Below are 18018 nucleotides of genomic sequence, written 5' to 3'. Positions count from 1 at the left end.
ATGTGCATATTTAGCCAAATAAATAGTTTCAAACGATTGCTTTAATGTTCAAGTTAAATTGGCTATAATAAAGTTATTCAACTTCAATCATAAAAAAAGACCACCAACGGTGATCTTTAAATTTATAAATAAATAGGAGGCAATCTCCAAATGAAACTAATCATTGGTGAATTAATTGGAACATATTCAATGCTCACACTTGGATTTGGAATCAGTGAATTAATTAACTACTTTTTATACCCGAAATTACAAACTAGGTACATTACTGGTCTTTACTGGGGATTAGGCATTTATTTTTCATCACTGCTCACCGGACTAATCTTTGGAACATCGAATTTTAACCCTGTCTTTTCAATTGTTCAGGCGGTGAATGGCCAAATTTCATTTTTGGTCATGCTAGGTGAAATCATTGCCCAAATCATTGCTGCCTGGCTTGCCGCCCAAACCACTTGGACGATTTGGGAACGCTGGTTATACACCCTGCCAATTAACTTGAACTTTTATGCAACCGTTCCTAGTAACGTAAAACACCACTTACGCAACTTTCTCTGGGAAGCTGGCGGGACCGCGGTGATTGCGATTAATTCACAAGTAATTGGCCTCTTTAAATTCAATTCGTTTATTAACATTACGATTTCATCATTAGTGGTAGCCTGCTGCATTACCGTTATTTGTCCAATTACGGGTGCTGCATTTAACCCTACCCGAGACTTGGTTCCACGAGCATTTTTTTCACATAAATTTAACCAAGCCTTGTCACAATGGCACTACGCATGGATTCCCACGTTAGGTCCAATTACTGGGGCCGCCGTAATTATCATTATTAAGAAAATAATCGTTGCCTTCTAATCAAAAATAAATTCCATCCCACAGGCATTGATTCCAGCGTGAATCGAAACAATTGCGCTGGTGTACATAATATGGACTTCTACATCTGGAAAAACCGCTTTGATCTGTTCTTCAACGAACTTCGCAAAATCAATGCTGCCAGTATAACTAAGCCCGACGCGCTTTAATTGCTTATCGCTAATCGATTGCACATATTCACGAACCCACTTTTTAAGGGTCTTATTTCCACGCCCCTTAGCTTCAACATCCAAGTCTTCGTTAGTCAAACGCAAAACCACATGCAGGTTGAATAGCTTAGAAAGGAGGCCCTTGACCCGACTGATACGGCCACCACGTTCAAGATTTTTAAGGGTACTGACTGCAATGTACAATTGACTATTATCAATAATTTGATTTACTGCTGTTACAATATCGGAAACGCTAGCATTTCCTGAATGAGCCATTTTTGCGGCTGTAATCACCTCATACCCCAAGTTTTGATCGGTCGTATGTGAATTGATAACAGTCACCTTATCTTCACCGACCATCCGTGCGGCTTGCTGGGCGGCATTAATGGTACCACTCAATACTTCGGTCATATGGATAGAAATGACGTAACTACCATCTTTGGTAAGGTCTTCATATGCTTGAATAAAATCACCAATCGCAGGTTGGCTAGTGGTTGGAAAATCTTTATCGGGATTATCTTCAATGTAATTAACCAATTGTTCACCAGTGATTGTGGAGCCGTCTTTATAAACCTCGTCTCCAATCAATACATTTAATGGAACCACGGTAATCCCATATTGCTTTGCCTGTTCTTCAGTGATCAATGAGGTTGAATCCGTAACAATTTTAATCATCTAAATAATCTCCTTCAGTTTTAATCTATATTCCTATTTTAATGGATATTGAATTAAAATGATAACATTAGATGAATTTATTATTAACAAATCTACTTATAGCAAAAATAAATCTTTAAGGAGTAAAAATATGCCAGCCATTAAAATCGGGGTTCGTGATTTAATCAAGTTCACCCTCAGAAGTGGTGACTTGAACACCCGTTTGAATAGTCAAAACACTAGTAAACAGGGAGCTTACATTCACCGGATAATTCAAAATCAACATAGTGAAGCTAATTATGAATCTGAAAAATACCTGGAACAATCGGTTACCATCAACAACCATGAATACTTAGTTAATGGTCGTGCAGATGGTGTCATCATGAACAAAACGCCAATTATTGAAGAGATTAAAACCTCGGATATTGATTTTAAAGAACTCCCTAACAGCGTTTTAAATCTATACTGGGGCCAAGTTAAAATTTACGCCCATCTCCTAATGGCTAATGAGCCAGATGTTAAAAAGGTGACATTGAAGCTAACTTATATTCAGACTCCTGAACAACGCCCAACCACTAAGACCGAATCGATCACTGCTAAGCAAGCCCAACGTTTCTTTGACTCAGTTATCAATGAATACCAAGAATGGCTTGAATTGAGTGAAAAATTGACCCACCAAAGAATTGAGAGTGCTAAACAGTTACAATTTCCGTTTGCGAAGTTCAGAAATGGCCAACGGGATTTGGCGGCGGTCGTTTATAAAAGCATCGTATTAGAAAAACACCTTTTTGCGGAGGCCCCGACTGGAACTGGTAAAACGATTTCGACACTGTTTCCAACGATCAAAGCAATGGGCGAACAAGTAGTTGATAGGTGTTTTTACCTTACCGCTAAGCAAAGCACCAGACGCGTGGCAGAGGATGCAATGACGCTGATGCTCAACAAGGGCTTGAACACCAAGAGCATCACGTTAACCGCTAAGGAACAAATCACGTTCGCTGCCGAAAAGGACTTAAAGCCTGAAGATAACCCGTATATGATTGGTTATTATGATCGACTCAAGCCCGCTTTAAAGGATGTTTTAAACCACAATCAGCACATTAGTAAAAAATGCGTGGAAAAGTATGCTGAAAAGTATAAAATCGATCCATTCGAATTTTCACTCGATTTAAGCGAATTTTGTGATGTAATCATTGCTGATTATAACTATCTTTTTGATCCACAAGTTCACTTGGCACGCTTTTTTAGCGTTCCTAATAAGCAAAATTGCTTCTTAGTCGACGAAGCACATAACCTAGTTGACCGCTCTCGTGAGATGTATTCAACTGAGATCAATAACGCTGGTTTAGCCGATTTAATCGAAAGGCTGAATCAATCCCCAGCCAAAAATAAAAAAGTAGTTCAGAAGATTCAAGCCATCAAAACAGATTTTGATCATTACTATCGATTATTGGGAAAGGAAAAGGCTGAAACAATGGTCTTTGAAGAATCACTCAATAACATCATCAAATCATTAAACGAAGCTGCGATCGAAATTCATAAATGGCTTCCTAACCAACCCGATAATGTTACGACCGATGCCGTGACAGATTTTTACATTAATTGCTTGAACTATCTCAAAATTAATGATTTATACGATTCAAAAATCTATCGAACCAGATTGATCCGTGAGGGGCTCACCATTACATTTCGCCAGTTTTGTATGGATCCAAGTAAGTTCATTGCAGAGACCCTTAATTTAGGTGGTAGTACCATTTTCTTTTCAGCCACCCTCTCCCCAATGAATTACTATCAACGGGTTTTAGGCAATGAAGAGGATAGTATTAGCTATCGATTACCATCCCCATTTCCACCCGAGAACCAATACGTTTTAACAACTAGTTCGATTCAAACCACTTATCATAAAAGAAAAGATAGCATCCCCCAGATCTATAACATGATCAAAGCAATGGTGCATTCTAAACCTGGGCACTACCTCTTCTTCTTTCCTTCGTTCAAATACCTAGAAACGGTGTATGAATTTTTTAGAAACCACCCCATCAAAGAAAAGCTAGTGGTCCAATCACGGAACATGGATCTAAAACAACGGGAACAGTTTTTAAATTACTTTTCCAATCACGATGAAAGCCCAACGTGTGGGTTTGCGATTCTTGGTGGTATTTTCGCAGAAGGCATCGACCTTAGTGGTAATCAATTAATTGGCGTTGGAATCATTAGTGTCGGCCTCCCTGGCTTGAACGAGGAAAATAACTTAATTCGCGATTATTTTGATGCCGAAAACGGGAATGGTTTCACCTATGCATATCAACTTCCTGGTTGGAACCACGTTGTTCAAGCCGCCGGGCGATTAATTCGGACCGCAAGCGACTTAGGAACGATCGTATTAATGGACCAACGTTTTAATCAATCACGATATCGGAAGTTATTCCCTAGTAGTTGGCGATTTAGTGATAACGTTACCACCCCTCAAGAATTAACATATCAGATCAATTCATTTTGGGATTATCACCATCAAAAATAACCCCCATTAGGCAAAACCTAACGGGGGTTATTTTTAGATTAGATAGACTAGTTTAAAAATTCAGCTTCACGGGCGATACAAACGGCAGCGGGAACAACAAAGTCCTTTTGAACCACCGTTAATTTACCATTATCAGCATTGCGTTCGTAAACCGTTCCATTATCGGATTCTTGGTTCACAACCACTACGAGACTTTCATCAGCATTGAAATTAAAATCACGGGGAAAGTCACCTTCAACAGAAGCGCGTTCAACAAACTTAAGACTGCCCTTAGCGTCTGATTCAAAAACTGCAATCGTATTGTTACCACGGTTCGATACGTATACAAAGCGGCCATCACTTGAAACACGGATGGCAGCACAACCATTATGAGCAGTCCAATCTTCTGGGATCGTGGAGTGCACTTCGCGAACGGAGAATTGACCAGCTTGTTCATCATAGTCTAAGACAGCGACGTTACTACTTAATTCTCCAACTAAGTAAGCAACCCCCTTCTTAGCATCGAAACGAATATGACGAGGGCCAAAGCCATCTTCCATTTCTAAGTAACTCACTTCGCTTAATTTACCATTGTCACTTACATCGTATAAATAAACGCGATCTTGGCCTAAATCAACGACTACTAAACGACCATCTGGAGTTAGGTCAGCAAAGTGTGGATGAGGACCATCAGCTTGTTCTGGACGGGGACCCATTTCACCTTCGTGCTTTACTTCGTCTACCTTTGCAAGGGTCCCGTCTGAAGCGATCTTGTAAACGTTGATCACACCAGTATGATAATTAGCGGTGTAGACTAATTGACGTCCTTCATCGACTGAGATATAAGCGGGATTGGTACCCTTATCGTAGTCAGTTTCGATCGTTCCTGATGGGCGTTCCTTACCATCTAAAACTAAAACTCCACCATGAACATCGTCGCCGTTGACCGTTTTGGCAACGGAGTAAATAACGTTTTTCTTTGATAACGTCACATAGGTTGGGTTAGTCGCCTCTGCAACTAATTGTAAGTTTTGCAATTGCTTTTTATCAGTGTCTAATTCAACTTCATAAAGCCCTTTACTGGCACGTTTAGTGTATGTTCCGATTAAAAATTTTTCAATCATCATCATTCGTCCTTTTCTTTTTTATTTTATTATTTCATGTTTATATTATCACATATTTTAATTTAAAAACGAAATGATACCACCATCACAAATTAGAATTTGACAAAATATTTAAATCTAAATATAATAATCTTAAATATAAATTAAGCGTCGATGAGAAAAAGTAATTAGTAATGCACATTCAGAGAGTCTATGGTTGGTGTAAATAGATTGGCATTTACTAATGAACAATGGTCTTTGAGCTTTTCACTAGTGAATAATTAGCTAGTGACGACTGCCACTCGATACCGTGGACCGAAATGAATCCGTTTCGGACTGAGGTTGATTTTTTATCAACAAACTAAGGTGGTACCACGAGCATTCGTCCTTTTTGAGGGCGGGTGCTTTTTTTATTTGGAAGGAAGGATTTAAAATGGAGAAGCAATCATTCACTAAGTCGATGGAAAGTCGACATCTAATTACCCTTAGTTTAGGAGGGGTAATTGGAACTGGGATTTTTATGAGTTCAGGATATTTAATTCAATCTGCGGGCGCAGTTGGAACGATCATCGCATATGGCATCGGTGCATTATTGGTATGTTTGGTAATGCTTTGCCTCGGTGAATTAACCGTCCACGATCCCAACACAGGTGCATTTCACCGCTACGCCAGTAAGTATATCAGTCCAGGAGTTGGCTTCGTAACCGCTTGGTTATATTGGTTGACCTGGACGATTGCATTGGGATCTGAGTTCGTCACCCTCGCAATTTTGGTGCAAAAATGGTTCCCGACACTGCCGACTTGGTTATTGACAATTATCTTTACCGCCATCATTTTCGCCATTAATTCTTTTAACATCACATTCTTCAACCGCGCGGAATTTTGGATGTCAATCATCAAGGTATTAGCGTTAGTGGCGTTTATCATCATTGGATTAGGCATGATTTTTAAAATCGTTCCCGTCCACCACGCAAACTTTGCCCCGTTCTTCAAGGAAATCATAAAGCCTGGATTATTTCCGAACGGTTTTGCACCGATTTTTTCAGTTATTTTAGCCGCTAACTTTGCATTTTCAGGAACCGAAATGATCAGTGTCGCTGCTGGTGAAACTGATAACCCTAAGAAGGCGATTCCAAAGGCAATTTTTCAAACGTTAGTCATTTTAATCGTATTATTTATTGGGACCATCGTAATCATGGGGGCGCTCTTACCGCAAAAATCAGCAGCCCTAACCGACAGTCCCTTCATTGCCGTCCTTGAGAATTGTGGAATCCCATACGCTAGTGATATTATGAACTTCATTTTATTCATTACCGTTTTATCAGCCGCTAATTCAGGGGTCTATGCGGCTTCTCGAATGATTTGGTCACTTGCTGATCAAAAGACGCTCCCCAGTCGATTAGCTAAGCTAAGTAAACACGGGATTCCAGTATATGGACTGCTATTGACCATCCTAGGGGGGCTGTTAGCACTCTTCTCTAGTATTTATTCACCCAAGTTAGTCTACCTAGCGCTGTCCGCAATTTCATCATTTGCGGTCGTAATGGTCTGGCTAATCATCGGCTGGGCCCAATTGAACTTCAGAAAGCAATTCTTAGCCGCTGGCCACAAGCTCGATGAACTCAGCTACAAGGCGCCTGCATATCCCCTGGTGCCATGGCTAGTCATCATCATCTGTGCAATTTCGCTAGTCGGGATTGCATCTGATCCGAACCAACGCATTGCCCTAGAGGTCGGGGTTCCATTCTCGATCATCTGTTATGGGTACTATCAACTAATCTACCGTAAAAAATTAAACCAAACTAATGGAGGAATTCAAAATGAGCAAAATTAAAGAATGGGCAACAAAACAAAATAACATCCTTATCGACTGTGCAATGTCATATGGACTAGAACAACGTAACATTGAGTTAAACAACAAGCTCTGGACAGCTAGCGCCTTGGATAGCCACCCAGACGTAGTGAAACAGATCCACAAGGACTACTTAAATGCCGGTTCGAACTTGACCGTTACTGACACTTACCAAGGTAGTGTGCCTGGATTCGTAGGCGCTGGCTATACTGAAGAACAAGCCGTGGCGCTGATCAAAAAATCAGTTCAATTAGCTAGAAGCGCCCAAGCTGAAGTAAACGTTGAACAACAAACCTGGATCGCTGGAGCAATCGGGCCTTACGGAGCATTCTTAGCTGACGGTTCTGAATACGTTGGTAACTACGGTGTTAGCGAAGAAAAACTGATTGATTTCCATCAAAAACGACTTGCTGCACTCGTTGAGGCGGGCGTTGATCTGCTTGCCTTCGAAACGATTCCAGACATTACAGAATTAAAGGCGATCAAGCAGTTATTAAGTCAATATCCAAACGTCGATGCATTTGTTTCATGCTCGATCAAGGATGCCCACCACATCAGTGATGGAACCGACCTATTAGAAGTGCAAGCCCTTTTGGAAACCATTCCGAACGTAATTGCATACGGCTTCAATTGTAACCACCCTGAATTTACGGTCCCTGGGTTAAAATACCTAACGGAACATCAAACTAACGATGACCAATCATTCATCGTCTTTCCAAACTCAGGTGCACATTATGATCCATCAACAAAAGAGTGGTCCGAAAGCACTGGATTTAGCTTTGGAGCTGCTGCTAAGGAATGGAAAGCAGCCAATGCTAAATGGATTGGCGGTTGTTGTGAAGTCTCCGTTCAAGATGAAATTGACATGAAAGATGCTTTATTTCCCCAAACCAGCAATGTAAAATAGGTTTATATCCTATTAGTGGAGATGTTAATTTTGAATCATTTTGAGGGTCTACATCCGATTATAACGGCTCATTATAACTTGGACTGGTTAACCAAATTCAAGCTGACATCCGTTGCCACAATGCAAAAATCATTGATGAAACCAGCTGACGTTGTAGCCACTAGTACATTCATTAATGAAACGATGCGTAACGTAATGGCTGGCAAACAATTAACTTGGGGCATTGGCACTAAACAAGGCAATCTAATCGGCATTATGAACATTACTAATCTAAATCAGAATGCCGTTGACGTTACCACCCAAATGATCCCTGAATTTAAAAATGCGTTGATTGAAGAGGAAGTACAAAAAAGCATTACTAGCCTCTTAAATGGTATCAATCGAAAAATCGGTTCATGGAAGTCTTAAAAACGAGTCAAACCCTTTCAAGATCCTATTCTAATTCTCAATTAGGATGGGGTCTTTTTTGATTGGAATTTTAAAGATTTATTACGTTCAAGGCAATTGATTGATTATTTAGCTAAATTCATTTATATTATAAAATAAGTGTAATTAATTAATAATTATTATAAAGTGGCAGGAGGTTAGCAATATGAAAAATGAATCTGTTTACGACAAGTCCATTGCCATCTTAAAAGAAAACCATGTTAGAATTACCCCACAGCGTCAGATTATCTTGAAATATCTGATCAATCACCATAATCATCCATCGGTTGAGACCATTTACAAGGCCCTTGAAAAAGATTTCTCTAACCTTAGTATGGCAACCGTTTATAATACGCTGCGACTCTTTGAAGACTTAAACATCATTATTCAGCTTCCCAATAAAGATGGTGGGGTCCGATTTGATTTCTTTGGCACTCCACACTTTCACGCCATTTGTGAAAACTGTGGTAAAATCATGGATATTACATATCCCCGTTATCAAGAACTCGACACCGAGCTTCAAGATATTACCAAAAACCAAGAACCAGATTTCACCCCTACTAAGTCTAAAATTGAAGTCTACGGACTTTGTAAGGAATGCCAAGCTAAATTAAAGCCATAAAAAAAATCAGATTGAAAATTAAATTTTCAATCTGATTTTTTATTATTGATTAACCCAAGAAGTTTCTCAACTTTGCTTGGCGTTCGATTAACATGGTTCTAGTTTCTTTATCATTGATCCGATCTAAGTCGGCTGCTAATTCAGCATGTTTTGCTTGGTCAGCATCAGTTGGACCAGCTTGGATATCAAATAATTCATCCAATGCTAATACGTCCTTTTCGACTGCTTCCCAGGCTGGGTTTTGCTTCTTTAAGGCCTTCATTGCAGCTGGACTGTAGTACTTAGCAACGTGAGCGAAATCGTGACGAATGTTTGGATAATACTTAACAAGCGTTTCGAATTCTTTCTTGCTCAATTGTTGTAATACGCGACCAGTTCCGATCAATTCTGGTGGCACCCCTACTGAATAGAGGGCTCCAGTAAATGTGATTGCCCGTGGCATCTTGTAACCATCGACATCCCGTGAGTAACCAATGATTCCAACGTGTTGGTGTCGGTCACGCCGCTTTGGAAAGGCGTCGAACACTGGTTGGAGATCATTGATCAATGGATCTAGTGTTTCGTGGTATTGCTTAGCAGTCTTACCAGCAATGCTCAACAATACTTTTTGGTCTTCATCCTTAATTGGATGGAATTCGTTCTTTTGTAAACCAGTCCGTAACTTTTCAATTGCTGGTTTAACTACGTCTAATGGATAGTCGTATCTAAATGCAGATTGAATCGTTGCGGTCTTTAGACCAGGGAATTCTTGGAGGTAGCGATCGATCATTAATGGTGAAAGCCCCCCTCTAAAGATGGTACTACCAGTTCCTGCGATTGGGTAAACTGGGAGGTTTGATTTTTCAGAAAATTCAGCTAACTTAGTTAAAGCTAACTTGTTTCCAATAATACTATTAATGAATCCGTTGGAAAGGGCAGAATCTGACCCAGCCAAGAATACACGCACGTAAGGCACTTCACGGTTAAAGTGTTCCTTGTAAAGTTCAACGAACTTACTTAGGACCTTAGGAGCATTTAATTGGGCTTCAAAACTTTCAAATAATGGGATCATTTGAAGTGTATCAGCATTCTTAAAGCCTTGACTAAATTCCTTGTCCTTAAAGTGTGCTAATCGAGAGAATTTTTCTTCCATTTCAAAGAGTTGATCAGCGGATTGAGTCATTGGTAAAATCGCTTCGAACAATGGACGGTTTTCAAATCCAAGGTCACGAGCAAAATCTTCAGCTAATAACATGGTCGTCATTGCTTGCATTAAGCTATAACCTTTTTCTTCCCAAATGTTAGGTAAACGGAAAGTTAAGAACTTATCCTTGCCAAGTGGGTGTTGCTTGAAATATTCATAGTGTTCCGTGTAAAGCCGACTAATTACTGAAGCATCGGCATGCTTACCTTCCCAGTCCCACATGTATTCGTCAGCATTCAATCGCGAGAAATTTTCGTATGCTTCATCAATTTCACGTGATGCTGAAACGAATGGACGAGTATGCTTAAAGAATGGAATGTTTGCGTTATCTGGGTGCTGAGTACCCATAATGTTTGGAATCTTGCGACTCAAAATAAAAACCCCCTATTAGTTACGAAAATTGATTTTACTTAGCCTGGTAATGGTCTTCTGGAACGTGAACGAGGTCTTGTTCTACCAATCGTTCTGCGTTTTCAACTGTGTTCCAAGCTGCTCCCTTTAAGAGGTTATCAGCAACGACCCATAAATGAAAAGCACCCTTATTTTCTTGATCTGGACGCACCCGACCAACGAATGTTTCACGATGACCTTCAGCAGTTAGTGGTTGTGGGTATACTTGGTGGTCAGGATCATCTTGGAGCGTTACCCCATCTGCATCCCGAATTGCAGCCTTGATATCATCAACGGTCGCATTCTTGTCTTCAACTTCAAAGTAAACCGATTCACCATGTGAAATTGGCACTGGAACCCGTACACATGTAGCAGTCACCTTAATATCACTAGCATCCATGTCGTTTAACATAATTTTCTTAGTTTCATGGATCATCTTCCATTCTTCATGGGTGTAACCATCTTCTTCGAAAACATCGATTTGTGGTAAGAGGTTAAATGCTAATGGGTAGTGTTTCTTATCGCTAGCAGTCGGTAAGATATTGGATTCCATCTTCTTGCCATCAAGGTAGTCTTGGGCTTGTTGATAAAATTCATTTAAAGCTGATTGACCAGCACCAGATGCTGCTTGATAAGTAGATACCACGATCTGCTTCAAACCAAATTTCTTAAAGACTGGTTGGAGTGCCACTACCATTTGGATCGTTGAACAGTTAGGGTTTGAAATAATCCCCTTGTGGTTCTTTAATTGTTCAACGTTGACTTCTGGAACCACCAATGGCACTTCTGGATCCATTCTATAAGCACTGGTGTTATCAACACACACGGCGCCACGCTTAACAGCTTCTGGTAAGAACTTCTTTGAAGCCGCCCCACCAGCAGATGCAAGCACTAGGTCAACGCCATCAAAGGATTCTGGAGTTGCTTCTTCAACGGTCACTTCTTGGCCCTTAAATTTCATTTTTTTACCAGCAGAGCGCTTCGAAGCTAAGAGCTTGATGTTCTTAACGGGAACCGTAGAATTAGCTAATTGATCGATCATCCGCATTCCAACGGCACCGGTAGCACCTAGAATTGCGACATTATATTCTTTCATATTAAATCATCCTTTGTTTTAGATTTGTTGAGCTAGGAATTTTTCAATTCTGTCCATGGCTGTCTTGATATCTTCATCTGAAGCAGCGTAAGACATCCGAATGTAGCCTTCACCACCAGGACCAAATGCACTTCCTGGGATCACACCGACCCTAGCTTCACGAGCTAGAGCCAATCCAAATTTAACATCGTCTTGTTCCAAATTAGCAGGAATCTTAGCAAAGATGTAGAAGGCCCCTTGTGGTAAGGCGGTCTTAAAGTTCATCTTTTCAAGACGGTTGCTAATGTAATCACGCCGTTTTTCGTAAATTGCACGCATTGAAATCGGATCATCAAGTCCATTTTGTAATGCTTCTGCCGCAGCAGCTTGGTCGATGTCTGAAGGACAAGTAACCATAAATGCATGGGTCTTGGTAATTTTTTGTACGATTTCAGCAGGTCCAGCAACGAAACCAATCCGCCATCCAGTCATTGCGTGGGACTTAGAAACCCCATTAATGTGAATTGTTTGTTCTGGAATAAATTCAGCGATTGAGTGGTGTTCAACACCATAAGTTAATTCACTGTAAATTTCATCAGAAAGAACAAATAGATTGTGTTGCTTAATCACATCTGCTAGTTCCTTGATCAATGATTCTGAGTATTCAACCCCAATTGGATTACTTGGGTAGTTCAATAGGATTGCCTTAACAGAGTCGCCTTCCTTAGCAAGCACTTCTGATAAGCGTTCAGGAGTAAGGTAAAAATCATCCTTTGAAGTATCAACATTGATGACTTCGCCACCCAATAGCGTCACGATTGGTTCGTAAAGCGCAAAAGTTGGCGTAGGCAAGATAACCTTATCACCAGGGTTTAAGATGGTTTCGAAAGTCGCATAAATTGCTTCAGTCGCACCAATCGTAGCGATGATTTCTGTTTTTGGATCATATTCTAATCCGCGTGTAACTGATAAGTAGTGGTGAATCGCATTTCTTAATTCAATTGTCCCTGGTTGAGCAGAATAATGAGTATCATTATCTTGGATCGCCTTGATTGCAGCTTCTTTAATGTGTTCTGGGGTATTTAAATCTGGTTCCCCAATCGTAAGTTTTACGATGCCATCAACATCTGAAATTTGTTTATCAAAACTTCTAATTCCTGATGGTTTTACTAAGTCTAGCCGTTGGTTGTAAACACGGCTAAGCTTTGGTGATAAGTTTGGCATAATCGCTGATTCCTCCTGAATTGTTTATTCTCTGATAAAAATTTTTAATTCATTAATATTAGAATTATCTTAATTTTACAAAACATTTTCTAATCCGACAACTAATTCAGGCAACTTTTTAACATTTTTTACTGCAACTTTAACTCCTTGCATAAAAGACGAACGATCAAAGGAATCTTGCCGAATCGTAAGTGCCTCTCCAGAACCGCCAAATAATACCTGTTCATGAGCGATGTAGCCTGGTAATCTCACTGCATGGATTCGAATTCCATGATAATCGCCACCCCGTGAACCAGGGAGGGTTTCCTTTGAGTCCCCCTGTTCATGTTGTGGACGAACTTCATCGATCATCTTAGCAGTGCTCAATGCAGTTCCAGAAGGCGCATCCTTTTTGTCTTCATGATGCATTTCAATCACTTCAACGTCTGGGAAGTATTGGGCAGCTTCCTTTGCAAACTTCATCAATAGGACTGCTGATAACCCGAAGTTCGGCGCAATCAATCCACCAATTTGTTTTTGTTTTGAAAGTGCAATCAATTCAGCTTCCTGGTCATCAGTTAAGCCGGTCGTTCCGATCACTGGGTGGTAACCATGTTCAAGGGCGAACTTAGTGTCTTCGTACACTGAATCTGGAATCGTAAAGTCAACCCACACTTCTGCATCTGAATCGACTTGGTTCAAATCATTGAAGACCTTTACTGAATCGGCCAAGCCATAATCAGCTGCTTCCTTATCAGCACTAGGGGCGTATACCGCTACTAGTTCGAATTCGGGGGTTTCGTTGATCATTGTAATGGCCTTTTGCCCCATTGAACCAGTGAAACCAGCTAACAAAATTTTTACCATTATACTAACTCCTCTAACTTATGATTTAATGCATCCTTGTTCAAGCCTAACCGAACTGCTAGGGCTTGCTTTTCTTCATTATCCAATGGCAAGATTGGGAGCCGACATGCGCCGACTTGATACCCTTGCGCATTTAAAACGGCCTTTACGGGGGCTGGTGATGGGTACATGAACAATGCTCCCATTAGTGGGGTCAAATGCCGTTGCATTGCCCCCGCCTTTTGATAGTTACCGGCTTCTAATGCATCGTACATCGCCCGCATTTCAGGACCGTAGATGTGTGAAGCAACAGAGATCACACCGCGCGATCCAATGACCTTTGCGAATAACGCTTGGGCATCTTCACCACTGTAAACGGCAAAATCAGCAGGCGCATTTTGGACTAGAAATTCCATGTCTTCCATTGAAGTACATTGCTTAACCGCCACAATGTTTGGGTTCTGTGCTAATTCCAACACCGTTTCGTTTGCCATCGTCACACCAGTTCGGCCAGGAATGTTGTACATTACCACTGGCATGTTTCCTTCGTTCGCAACAGTTGTAAAGTGGGCCTTCATGCGTCGTTGATCAGGCTTGTTGTAGTATGGAACCACAACTAATGCCGCATCGATTCCTTTGATGTGACTAACTTCCTTAGTGAATTCAACGGTTTCTGCAGTATTATTACTACCAACACCAGCAATTACTGGAACTCTGCCATCCACGATCTGACCAAATTTAGTGTATAATTCAATCTTTTCGTCATGGGTCAAAGTTGGTGTTTCACCAGTGGTTCCGCCAATCACGAAGCCCCGATTACCTTCCTTAATATAGCGGTTCGTAAGTTCAGCTAACGTGTCAAAATCAATCTTGCCGTTCTCATCAAATGGTGTAATAATTGCGGTCATTAAATCTGCATTTTCAAACATAGTAAGTCCCCCTTAATCCTGTTGCATTCGATATTCTAAAAAGCCTGTGATGGCGTGAATGCCTGGTACAATTGCTTCTTCATGTGGTGTAAACGTGGATGCGTGTAATTGTGAATCATCATCCACCCCGAGCCAAAACATCGTGCCGTGAATTTTGGATAATAAGTACCCAAAGTCTTCTCCGGTCATTGCTGGTTCGGTTTCAATAAAGTTTACTTGGTCAGCTTGTTGCATGTACTTAATAAAGTTCGCGGTCAACTTGGGATCGTTTTCAACTGGTAGGTAGCCGCCTTGATTCAACTCCACGTTGACCTCACAGTTATAACTGCGGGCAATTCCAGCTGCCACATCGCGAATCCGTTCGTCGATCGTTTCGATCATCGTTTGCGTAAGCCCGCGAATCGTTCCTTCGATGCGTGCCTTACCTGCAATGACGTTTCTGATCGTCCCAGCTTGGAGCTTCCCGAACGTGATCACGCCACTTTGGATTGGATCGATGCTTCTGGAAATGATGGTTTGAATCTGGTTAATAAATTGGGCTGCTACGACCACCATATCATTCGCATTTTGCGGATAGGCAGCATGGCCACTCTTCCCAATCAAATCAACATTGACCTCAGTCGTACCCGCAAATAGCGTTCCCATTCGACACCCAATCGCACCAGTTGGTAAATCAGGTGTATCGTGGAGCCCGTAAAATTCATCGGGTCGCCATTGACCTTCAAAGACTCCGGCTTCATAAGCTAACTTCCCACCATTTTCACTTTCTTCGGCTGGTTGGAAGAAGAAGATCAAATTATCCTTTGGTTGGTGGCTCGCAAAGTAGCTCAACACCCCAAGGGCCACCGTCATGTGAATATCATGCCCACAAGCGTGCATTACGTCAGCATTTTGAGAGGCATAATCCAATCCAGTCTCCTCAGTAACTGGTAATGCATCAATATCTGCGCGGTAGCCAATCGTTTTCGTCGGGTTGCTGCCTTGCACCCTTACTAATAAGGCGGTTGGCAGCGATTTGATTTCCCTAATCGAAAGGTTCGTTTGGTCGAACTGTGCGATAATCGATTTCAGATAAGCGTGCGTTTTGGTTTCATGCAACGCTAATTCTGGAATCTGGTGGAGGTGTCTGCGAATCTGAATTAAATCTGCTTCCTTTAATGCTGGCATTTGATCACAACTTTCTTAAATCGTCTTCGAGCGTCGTCTTGGATTGCGTTTTGGCATCAACGTCTTTGATCTTTCTAGCGGGGGTTCCTGCTACCATCGTGTATGGTTCAACATCATGAGTAACGATGGCTCCAGCGGCAACTACGGCCCCTTCACCAACATGAACTCCTTCGATCACAACGGCGTTTGCTCCGATCAATACGTTATCGTCGATCCGCACTGGTTCGGCAGAAGCTGGTTCGATCACCCCAGCAAGAACGGCTCCAGCACCGATGTGGGAATGGTTACCAACGATGGCACGGCCACCCATGACTACTCCCATATCGATCATTGAATTAGCACCAATTTCACAACCGATGTTAATGATGGCACCCATCATTACTACGGCGTTATCACCAATCAATACTTGGTCGCGAATGATTGCACCTGGTTCGATTCTGGCGTTGATATTCTTTAAATCTAGCAATGGAACGGCTGAGTTACGGGTCCAGTTTTCAATTTCATAGTCGCTAACGGCTGAATCCTTAAGGATGGGAGCAACTTGTTTCCAATCTCCAAATACGGTTGCTGAATCAACCCCCTTAAATACCTTTACGTCTGCTGGAAAATCGATTTGATCGATCTTACCATTTAAGTAAACCTTAACTGGGGTTTTCTTTGGTGCAGTTCCAATGTAGTTAATAATTTCGCGTGCGTCTAATTGTGCCATTTTTAAATTACTCCTTTAAATTTTTCTACTATTATATTTATGATTTTTATTTGCCATCTAATCCAAAATCAAGGCGTTCTAGATCAGCGGGGGTTTCCCTTCTAGTAACTAACGTTGATTTTCCATTATCAACAAAGACAATGGCTGGTTTCGGGTTAAGGTTGTAGTTAGAAGCCATTGCATACCCATAAGCTCCCGTATCGAACATGACAACCACATCCCCTGGTTTGGTTTCTGGCAGTGGAAGGTCATCGATCAAGATATCACCTGATTCACAATACTTTCCAGCGAGGTGAACGTGTTCTACGATCTCAGCTGCGGGACGGTTAGCAACGACTGCTTCGTACTTAGCTTCGTAAAGGGCTGGTCTAATGTTATCACCCATCCCACCATCGACTGCGACGTACGAGCGAATTTCGGCAACGTCCTTGCGTGAACCGATCGTGTAGAGGTTATAGCCGGCAGGTCCTACGATCGAACGGCCTGGTTCGATCCAAACAGCTGGGGTGGTCAAGCCATGGTCCTTGCTAGCTTGCTTGATCGTTTTAATGATCGCATCGACGAATTGTTCTGGTTGAAGGGGTTTGTCCTCTTCGGTATAACGAATTCCAAACCCACCGCCGACATCAATGACACGAGCTTCATAATTGAAGCGTTGTTTCCAATCAGCAGCTAATTGCACTAACTTTTCAGCCGCTAACTCGAAGCCGTTTAGTTCAAAGATTTGTGAACCGATATGCGAATGAATCCCAATCAATTCCATTCTAGAATGGGTCAAGATAATCTGTAATGCCCGTTCGGCTTCGCCTGATTCAAGATCAAAACCAAACTTACTATCAACTTGACCAGTTTGGATGAATTCATGGGTATGGGCTGAAATGCCGGGGGTGATTCGCATCATTACCTTAATGTGGGCGTCTGATGATTCTAATACTTCATTTAATAGGTCGATTTCATGAAAGTTATCTAATGCGATCACACCAACGTGGTTATCGACAGCCATTTGCAATTCTGCACGTGATTTATTGTTCCCGTGAAAAGTCATGTGTTCAGCGGGGAAGCCAGCGTGTAATGCCATGCTCATTTCACCTGCTGAAACAACGTCAACGTGACAATCCATTGAATTCACTAGTTGATACATTGCGGTGTTGGCGAATGCTTTACTAGCGTAGCAGACTGCATATTCAACATCGTTGTTCTTAAATACCTCTTGAAAGTGTTGAATTTGACTCTTGATTTGATTTACATCGTACACCACTAACGGTGTGCCGTACTGGCCAGCAAGCTCGACTGCATCACAACCACCGATGGTTAGATGGCCTGCAGCGTTAATATCAGATTGGCTAATCTGTTCGTTCATAAAATTACCTCCAAGTTTTTTTACGGGGTCCCTATTCTTGAAAACAAAAAAGGGATTCTCTCGCATGGGTGTGGTC

The 18018-nt window shown here is 41.5% G+C and carries 16 protein-coding genes and 1 other annotated feature; of the genes, 6 read left to right on the top strand and 10 right to left on the bottom strand.

The annotated features are described in order from the left end of the window. Nucleotides 1-150 precede the first annotated feature (150 nt). Nucleotides 151-849, top strand: coding sequence for an aquaporin (locus ACSYTJ_RS01735; RefSeq protein WP_491717148.1), 699 nt, complete (start codon nucleotides 151-153; stop codon nucleotides 847-849). Here the strand turns inward: ACSYTJ_RS01735 and ACSYTJ_RS01730 are convergent. Continuing rightward, the gene (locus ACSYTJ_RS01730; protein WP_491717147.1) at nucleotides 846-1691 is read right to left on the bottom strand and encodes a DegV family protein; all 846 of its coding nucleotides are present in this window, start codon (nucleotides 1689-1691) and stop codon (nucleotides 846-848) included. The genes ACSYTJ_RS01735 and ACSYTJ_RS01730 overlap by 4 nt on opposite strands. Before the next feature lie 130 nt (nucleotides 1692-1821). Here ACSYTJ_RS01730 and ACSYTJ_RS01725 point away from each other — a divergent pair, with 130 nt between their 5' ends. After that, nucleotides 1822-4191: an ATP-dependent DNA helicase gene (locus ACSYTJ_RS01725; RefSeq protein WP_491720013.1), complete on the top strand. Its 2370-nt coding sequence runs from the start codon at nucleotides 1822-1824 to the stop codon at nucleotides 4189-4191. Nucleotides 4192-4238: 47 nt separating this feature from the next. On the opposite strand, the gene ACSYTJ_RS01720 is transcribed toward ACSYTJ_RS01725, so the two are convergent. Then, nucleotides 4239-5294, bottom strand: coding sequence for a lactonase family protein (locus ACSYTJ_RS01720; RefSeq protein ID WP_491720012.1), 1056 nt, complete (start codon nucleotides 5292-5294; stop codon nucleotides 4239-4241). Between the two features lie 141 nt (nucleotides 5295-5435). Beyond that, nucleotides 5436-5666: a binding site (T-box leader), on the top strand. A 40-nt stretch (nucleotides 5667-5706) separates the two neighbouring features. Here ACSYTJ_RS01720 and ACSYTJ_RS01715 point away from each other — a divergent pair. The 4 genes from ACSYTJ_RS01715 (at nucleotide 5707) to ACSYTJ_RS01700 (ending at nucleotide 9080) form a co-directional block, all read left to right on the top strand. Continuing rightward, on the top strand, nucleotides 5707-7107 hold the full coding sequence (locus tag ACSYTJ_RS01715; RefSeq protein WP_491720011.1) for an amino acid permease: 1401 nt from the start codon (nucleotides 5707-5709) through the stop codon (nucleotides 7105-7107). Further along, nucleotides 7094-8032: a homocysteine S-methyltransferase gene (gene mmuM, locus ACSYTJ_RS01710; protein WP_491720010.1), complete on the top strand. Its 939-nt coding sequence runs from the start codon at nucleotides 7094-7096 to the stop codon at nucleotides 8030-8032. The genes ACSYTJ_RS01715 and mmuM overlap by 14 nt, the downstream gene beginning before the upstream one ends. Before the next feature lie 30 nt (nucleotides 8033-8062). Further along, entirely contained in the window at nucleotides 8063-8440 is a 378-nt protein-coding gene (locus ACSYTJ_RS01705) for a hypothetical protein (RefSeq protein WP_491720009.1), read from the top strand. 184 nt (nucleotides 8441-8624) lie between these two features. After that, entirely contained in the window at nucleotides 8625-9080 is a 456-nt protein-coding gene (locus ACSYTJ_RS01700; protein WP_491717141.1) for a Fur family transcriptional regulator, read from the top strand. 49 nt (nucleotides 9081-9129) lie between these two features. On the opposite strand, the gene ppcA is transcribed toward ACSYTJ_RS01700, so the two are convergent. The 8 genes from ppcA to lysA form a co-directional block, all read right to left on the bottom strand. Further along, nucleotides 9130-10611: a phosphoenolpyruvate carboxylase gene (gene ppcA, locus ACSYTJ_RS01695; protein WP_491720124.1), complete on the bottom strand. Its 1482-nt coding sequence runs from the start codon at nucleotides 10609-10611 to the stop codon at nucleotides 9130-9132. Between the two features lie 58 nt (nucleotides 10612-10669). Beyond that, entirely contained in the window at nucleotides 10670-11749 is a 1080-nt protein-coding gene (locus tag ACSYTJ_RS01690; RefSeq protein WP_491717140.1) for an aspartate-semialdehyde dehydrogenase, read from the bottom strand. A gap of 18 nt (nucleotides 11750-11767) precedes the next feature. Continuing rightward, nucleotides 11768-12952, bottom strand: coding sequence for an aminotransferase class I/II-fold pyridoxal phosphate-dependent enzyme (locus ACSYTJ_RS01685; protein WP_491717139.1), 1185 nt, complete (start codon nucleotides 12950-12952; stop codon nucleotides 11768-11770). A 75-nt stretch (nucleotides 12953-13027) separates the two neighbouring features. Next, on the bottom strand, nucleotides 13028-13798 hold the full coding sequence (gene dapB / locus ACSYTJ_RS01680) for a 4-hydroxy-tetrahydrodipicolinate reductase (protein ID WP_491720008.1): 771 nt from the start codon (nucleotides 13796-13798) through the stop codon (nucleotides 13028-13030). Further along, nucleotides 13798-14706, bottom strand: a complete 909-nt coding sequence (dapA, locus tag ACSYTJ_RS01675; protein WP_491720007.1) for a 4-hydroxy-tetrahydrodipicolinate synthase — start codon at nucleotides 14704-14706, stop codon at nucleotides 13798-13800. The genes dapB and dapA overlap by 1 nt, the downstream gene beginning before the upstream one ends. 12 nt (nucleotides 14707-14718) lie before the next feature. Next, complete coding sequence (locus tag ACSYTJ_RS01670; RefSeq protein WP_491717136.1) at nucleotides 14719-15873, bottom strand: N-acetyldiaminopimelate deacetylase; 1155 nt, start codon at nucleotides 15871-15873, stop codon at nucleotides 14719-14721. Nucleotides 15874-15877: 4 nt separating this feature from the next. Continuing rightward, nucleotides 15878-16582, bottom strand: coding sequence for a 2,3,4,5-tetrahydropyridine-2,6-dicarboxylate N-acetyltransferase (gene dapD / locus ACSYTJ_RS01665; protein WP_491717135.1), 705 nt, complete (start codon nucleotides 16580-16582; stop codon nucleotides 15878-15880). A gap of 46 nt (nucleotides 16583-16628) precedes the next feature. Next, nucleotides 16629-17942, bottom strand: coding sequence for a diaminopimelate decarboxylase (gene lysA, locus ACSYTJ_RS01660; protein ID WP_491720006.1), 1314 nt, complete (start codon nucleotides 17940-17942; stop codon nucleotides 16629-16631). Nucleotides 17943-18018: the final 76 nt, after the last annotated feature.

Source organism: Nicoliella sp. ESL1113 (assembly GCF_058509245.1).
This window is presented reverse-complemented; position numbering and strand designations above follow the sequence as displayed.

What these genes read in the sequence shown, in the direction of transcription:
- ppcA (WP_491720124.1), bottom strand. Translation starts at nt 10,611, where the DNA reads ATGGGTACTCAGCACCCAGATAACGCAAACATTCCATTCTTTAAGCAT.
- lysA (WP_491720006.1), bottom strand. Translation starts at nt 17,942, where the DNA reads ATGAACGAACAGATTAGCCAATCTGATATTAACGCTGCAGGCCATCTA.
- dapA (WP_491720007.1), bottom strand. Translation starts at nt 14,706, where the DNA reads ATGTTTGAAAATGCAGATTTAATGACCGCAATTATTACACCATTTGAT.
- ACSYTJ_RS01685 (WP_491717139.1), bottom strand. Translation starts at nt 12,952, where the DNA reads ATGCCAAACTTATCACCAAAGCTTAGCCGTGTTTACAACCAACGGCTA.
- ACSYTJ_RS01720 (WP_491720012.1), bottom strand. Translation starts at nt 5,294, where the DNA reads ATGATTGAAAAATTTTTAATCGGAACATACACTAAACGTGCCAGTAAA.
- dapB (WP_491720008.1), bottom strand. Translation starts at nt 13,798, where the DNA reads ATGGTAAAAATTTTGTTAGCTGGTTTCACTGGTTCAATGGGGCAAAAG.
- ACSYTJ_RS01735 (WP_491717148.1), top strand. Translation starts at nt 151, where the DNA reads ATGAAACTAATCATTGGTGAATTAATTGGAACATATTCAATGCTCACA.
- ACSYTJ_RS01725 (WP_491720013.1), top strand. Translation starts at nt 1,822, where the DNA reads ATGCCAGCCATTAAAATCGGGGTTCGTGATTTAATCAAGTTCACCCTC.
- dapD (WP_491717135.1), bottom strand. Translation starts at nt 16,582, where the DNA reads ATGGCACAATTAGACGCACGCGAAATTATTAACTACATTGGAACTGCA.
- ACSYTJ_RS01715 (WP_491720011.1), top strand. Translation starts at nt 5,707, where the DNA reads ATGGAGAAGCAATCATTCACTAAGTCGATGGAAAGTCGACATCTAATT.
- ACSYTJ_RS01670 (WP_491717136.1), bottom strand. Translation starts at nt 15,873, where the DNA reads ATGCCAGCATTAAAGGAAGCAGATTTAATTCAGATTCGCAGACACCTC.
- ACSYTJ_RS01690 (WP_491717140.1), bottom strand. Translation starts at nt 11,749, where the DNA reads ATGAAAGAATATAATGTCGCAATTCTAGGTGCTACCGGTGCCGTTGGA.
- ACSYTJ_RS01700 (WP_491717141.1), top strand. Translation starts at nt 8,625, where the DNA reads ATGAAAAATGAATCTGTTTACGACAAGTCCATTGCCATCTTAAAAGAA.
- ACSYTJ_RS01730 (WP_491717147.1), bottom strand. Translation starts at nt 1,691, where the DNA reads ATGATTAAAATTGTTACGGATTCAACCTCATTGATCACTGAAGAACAG.
- mmuM (WP_491720010.1), top strand. Translation starts at nt 7,094, where the DNA reads ATGAGCAAAATTAAAGAATGGGCAACAAAACAAAATAACATCCTTATC.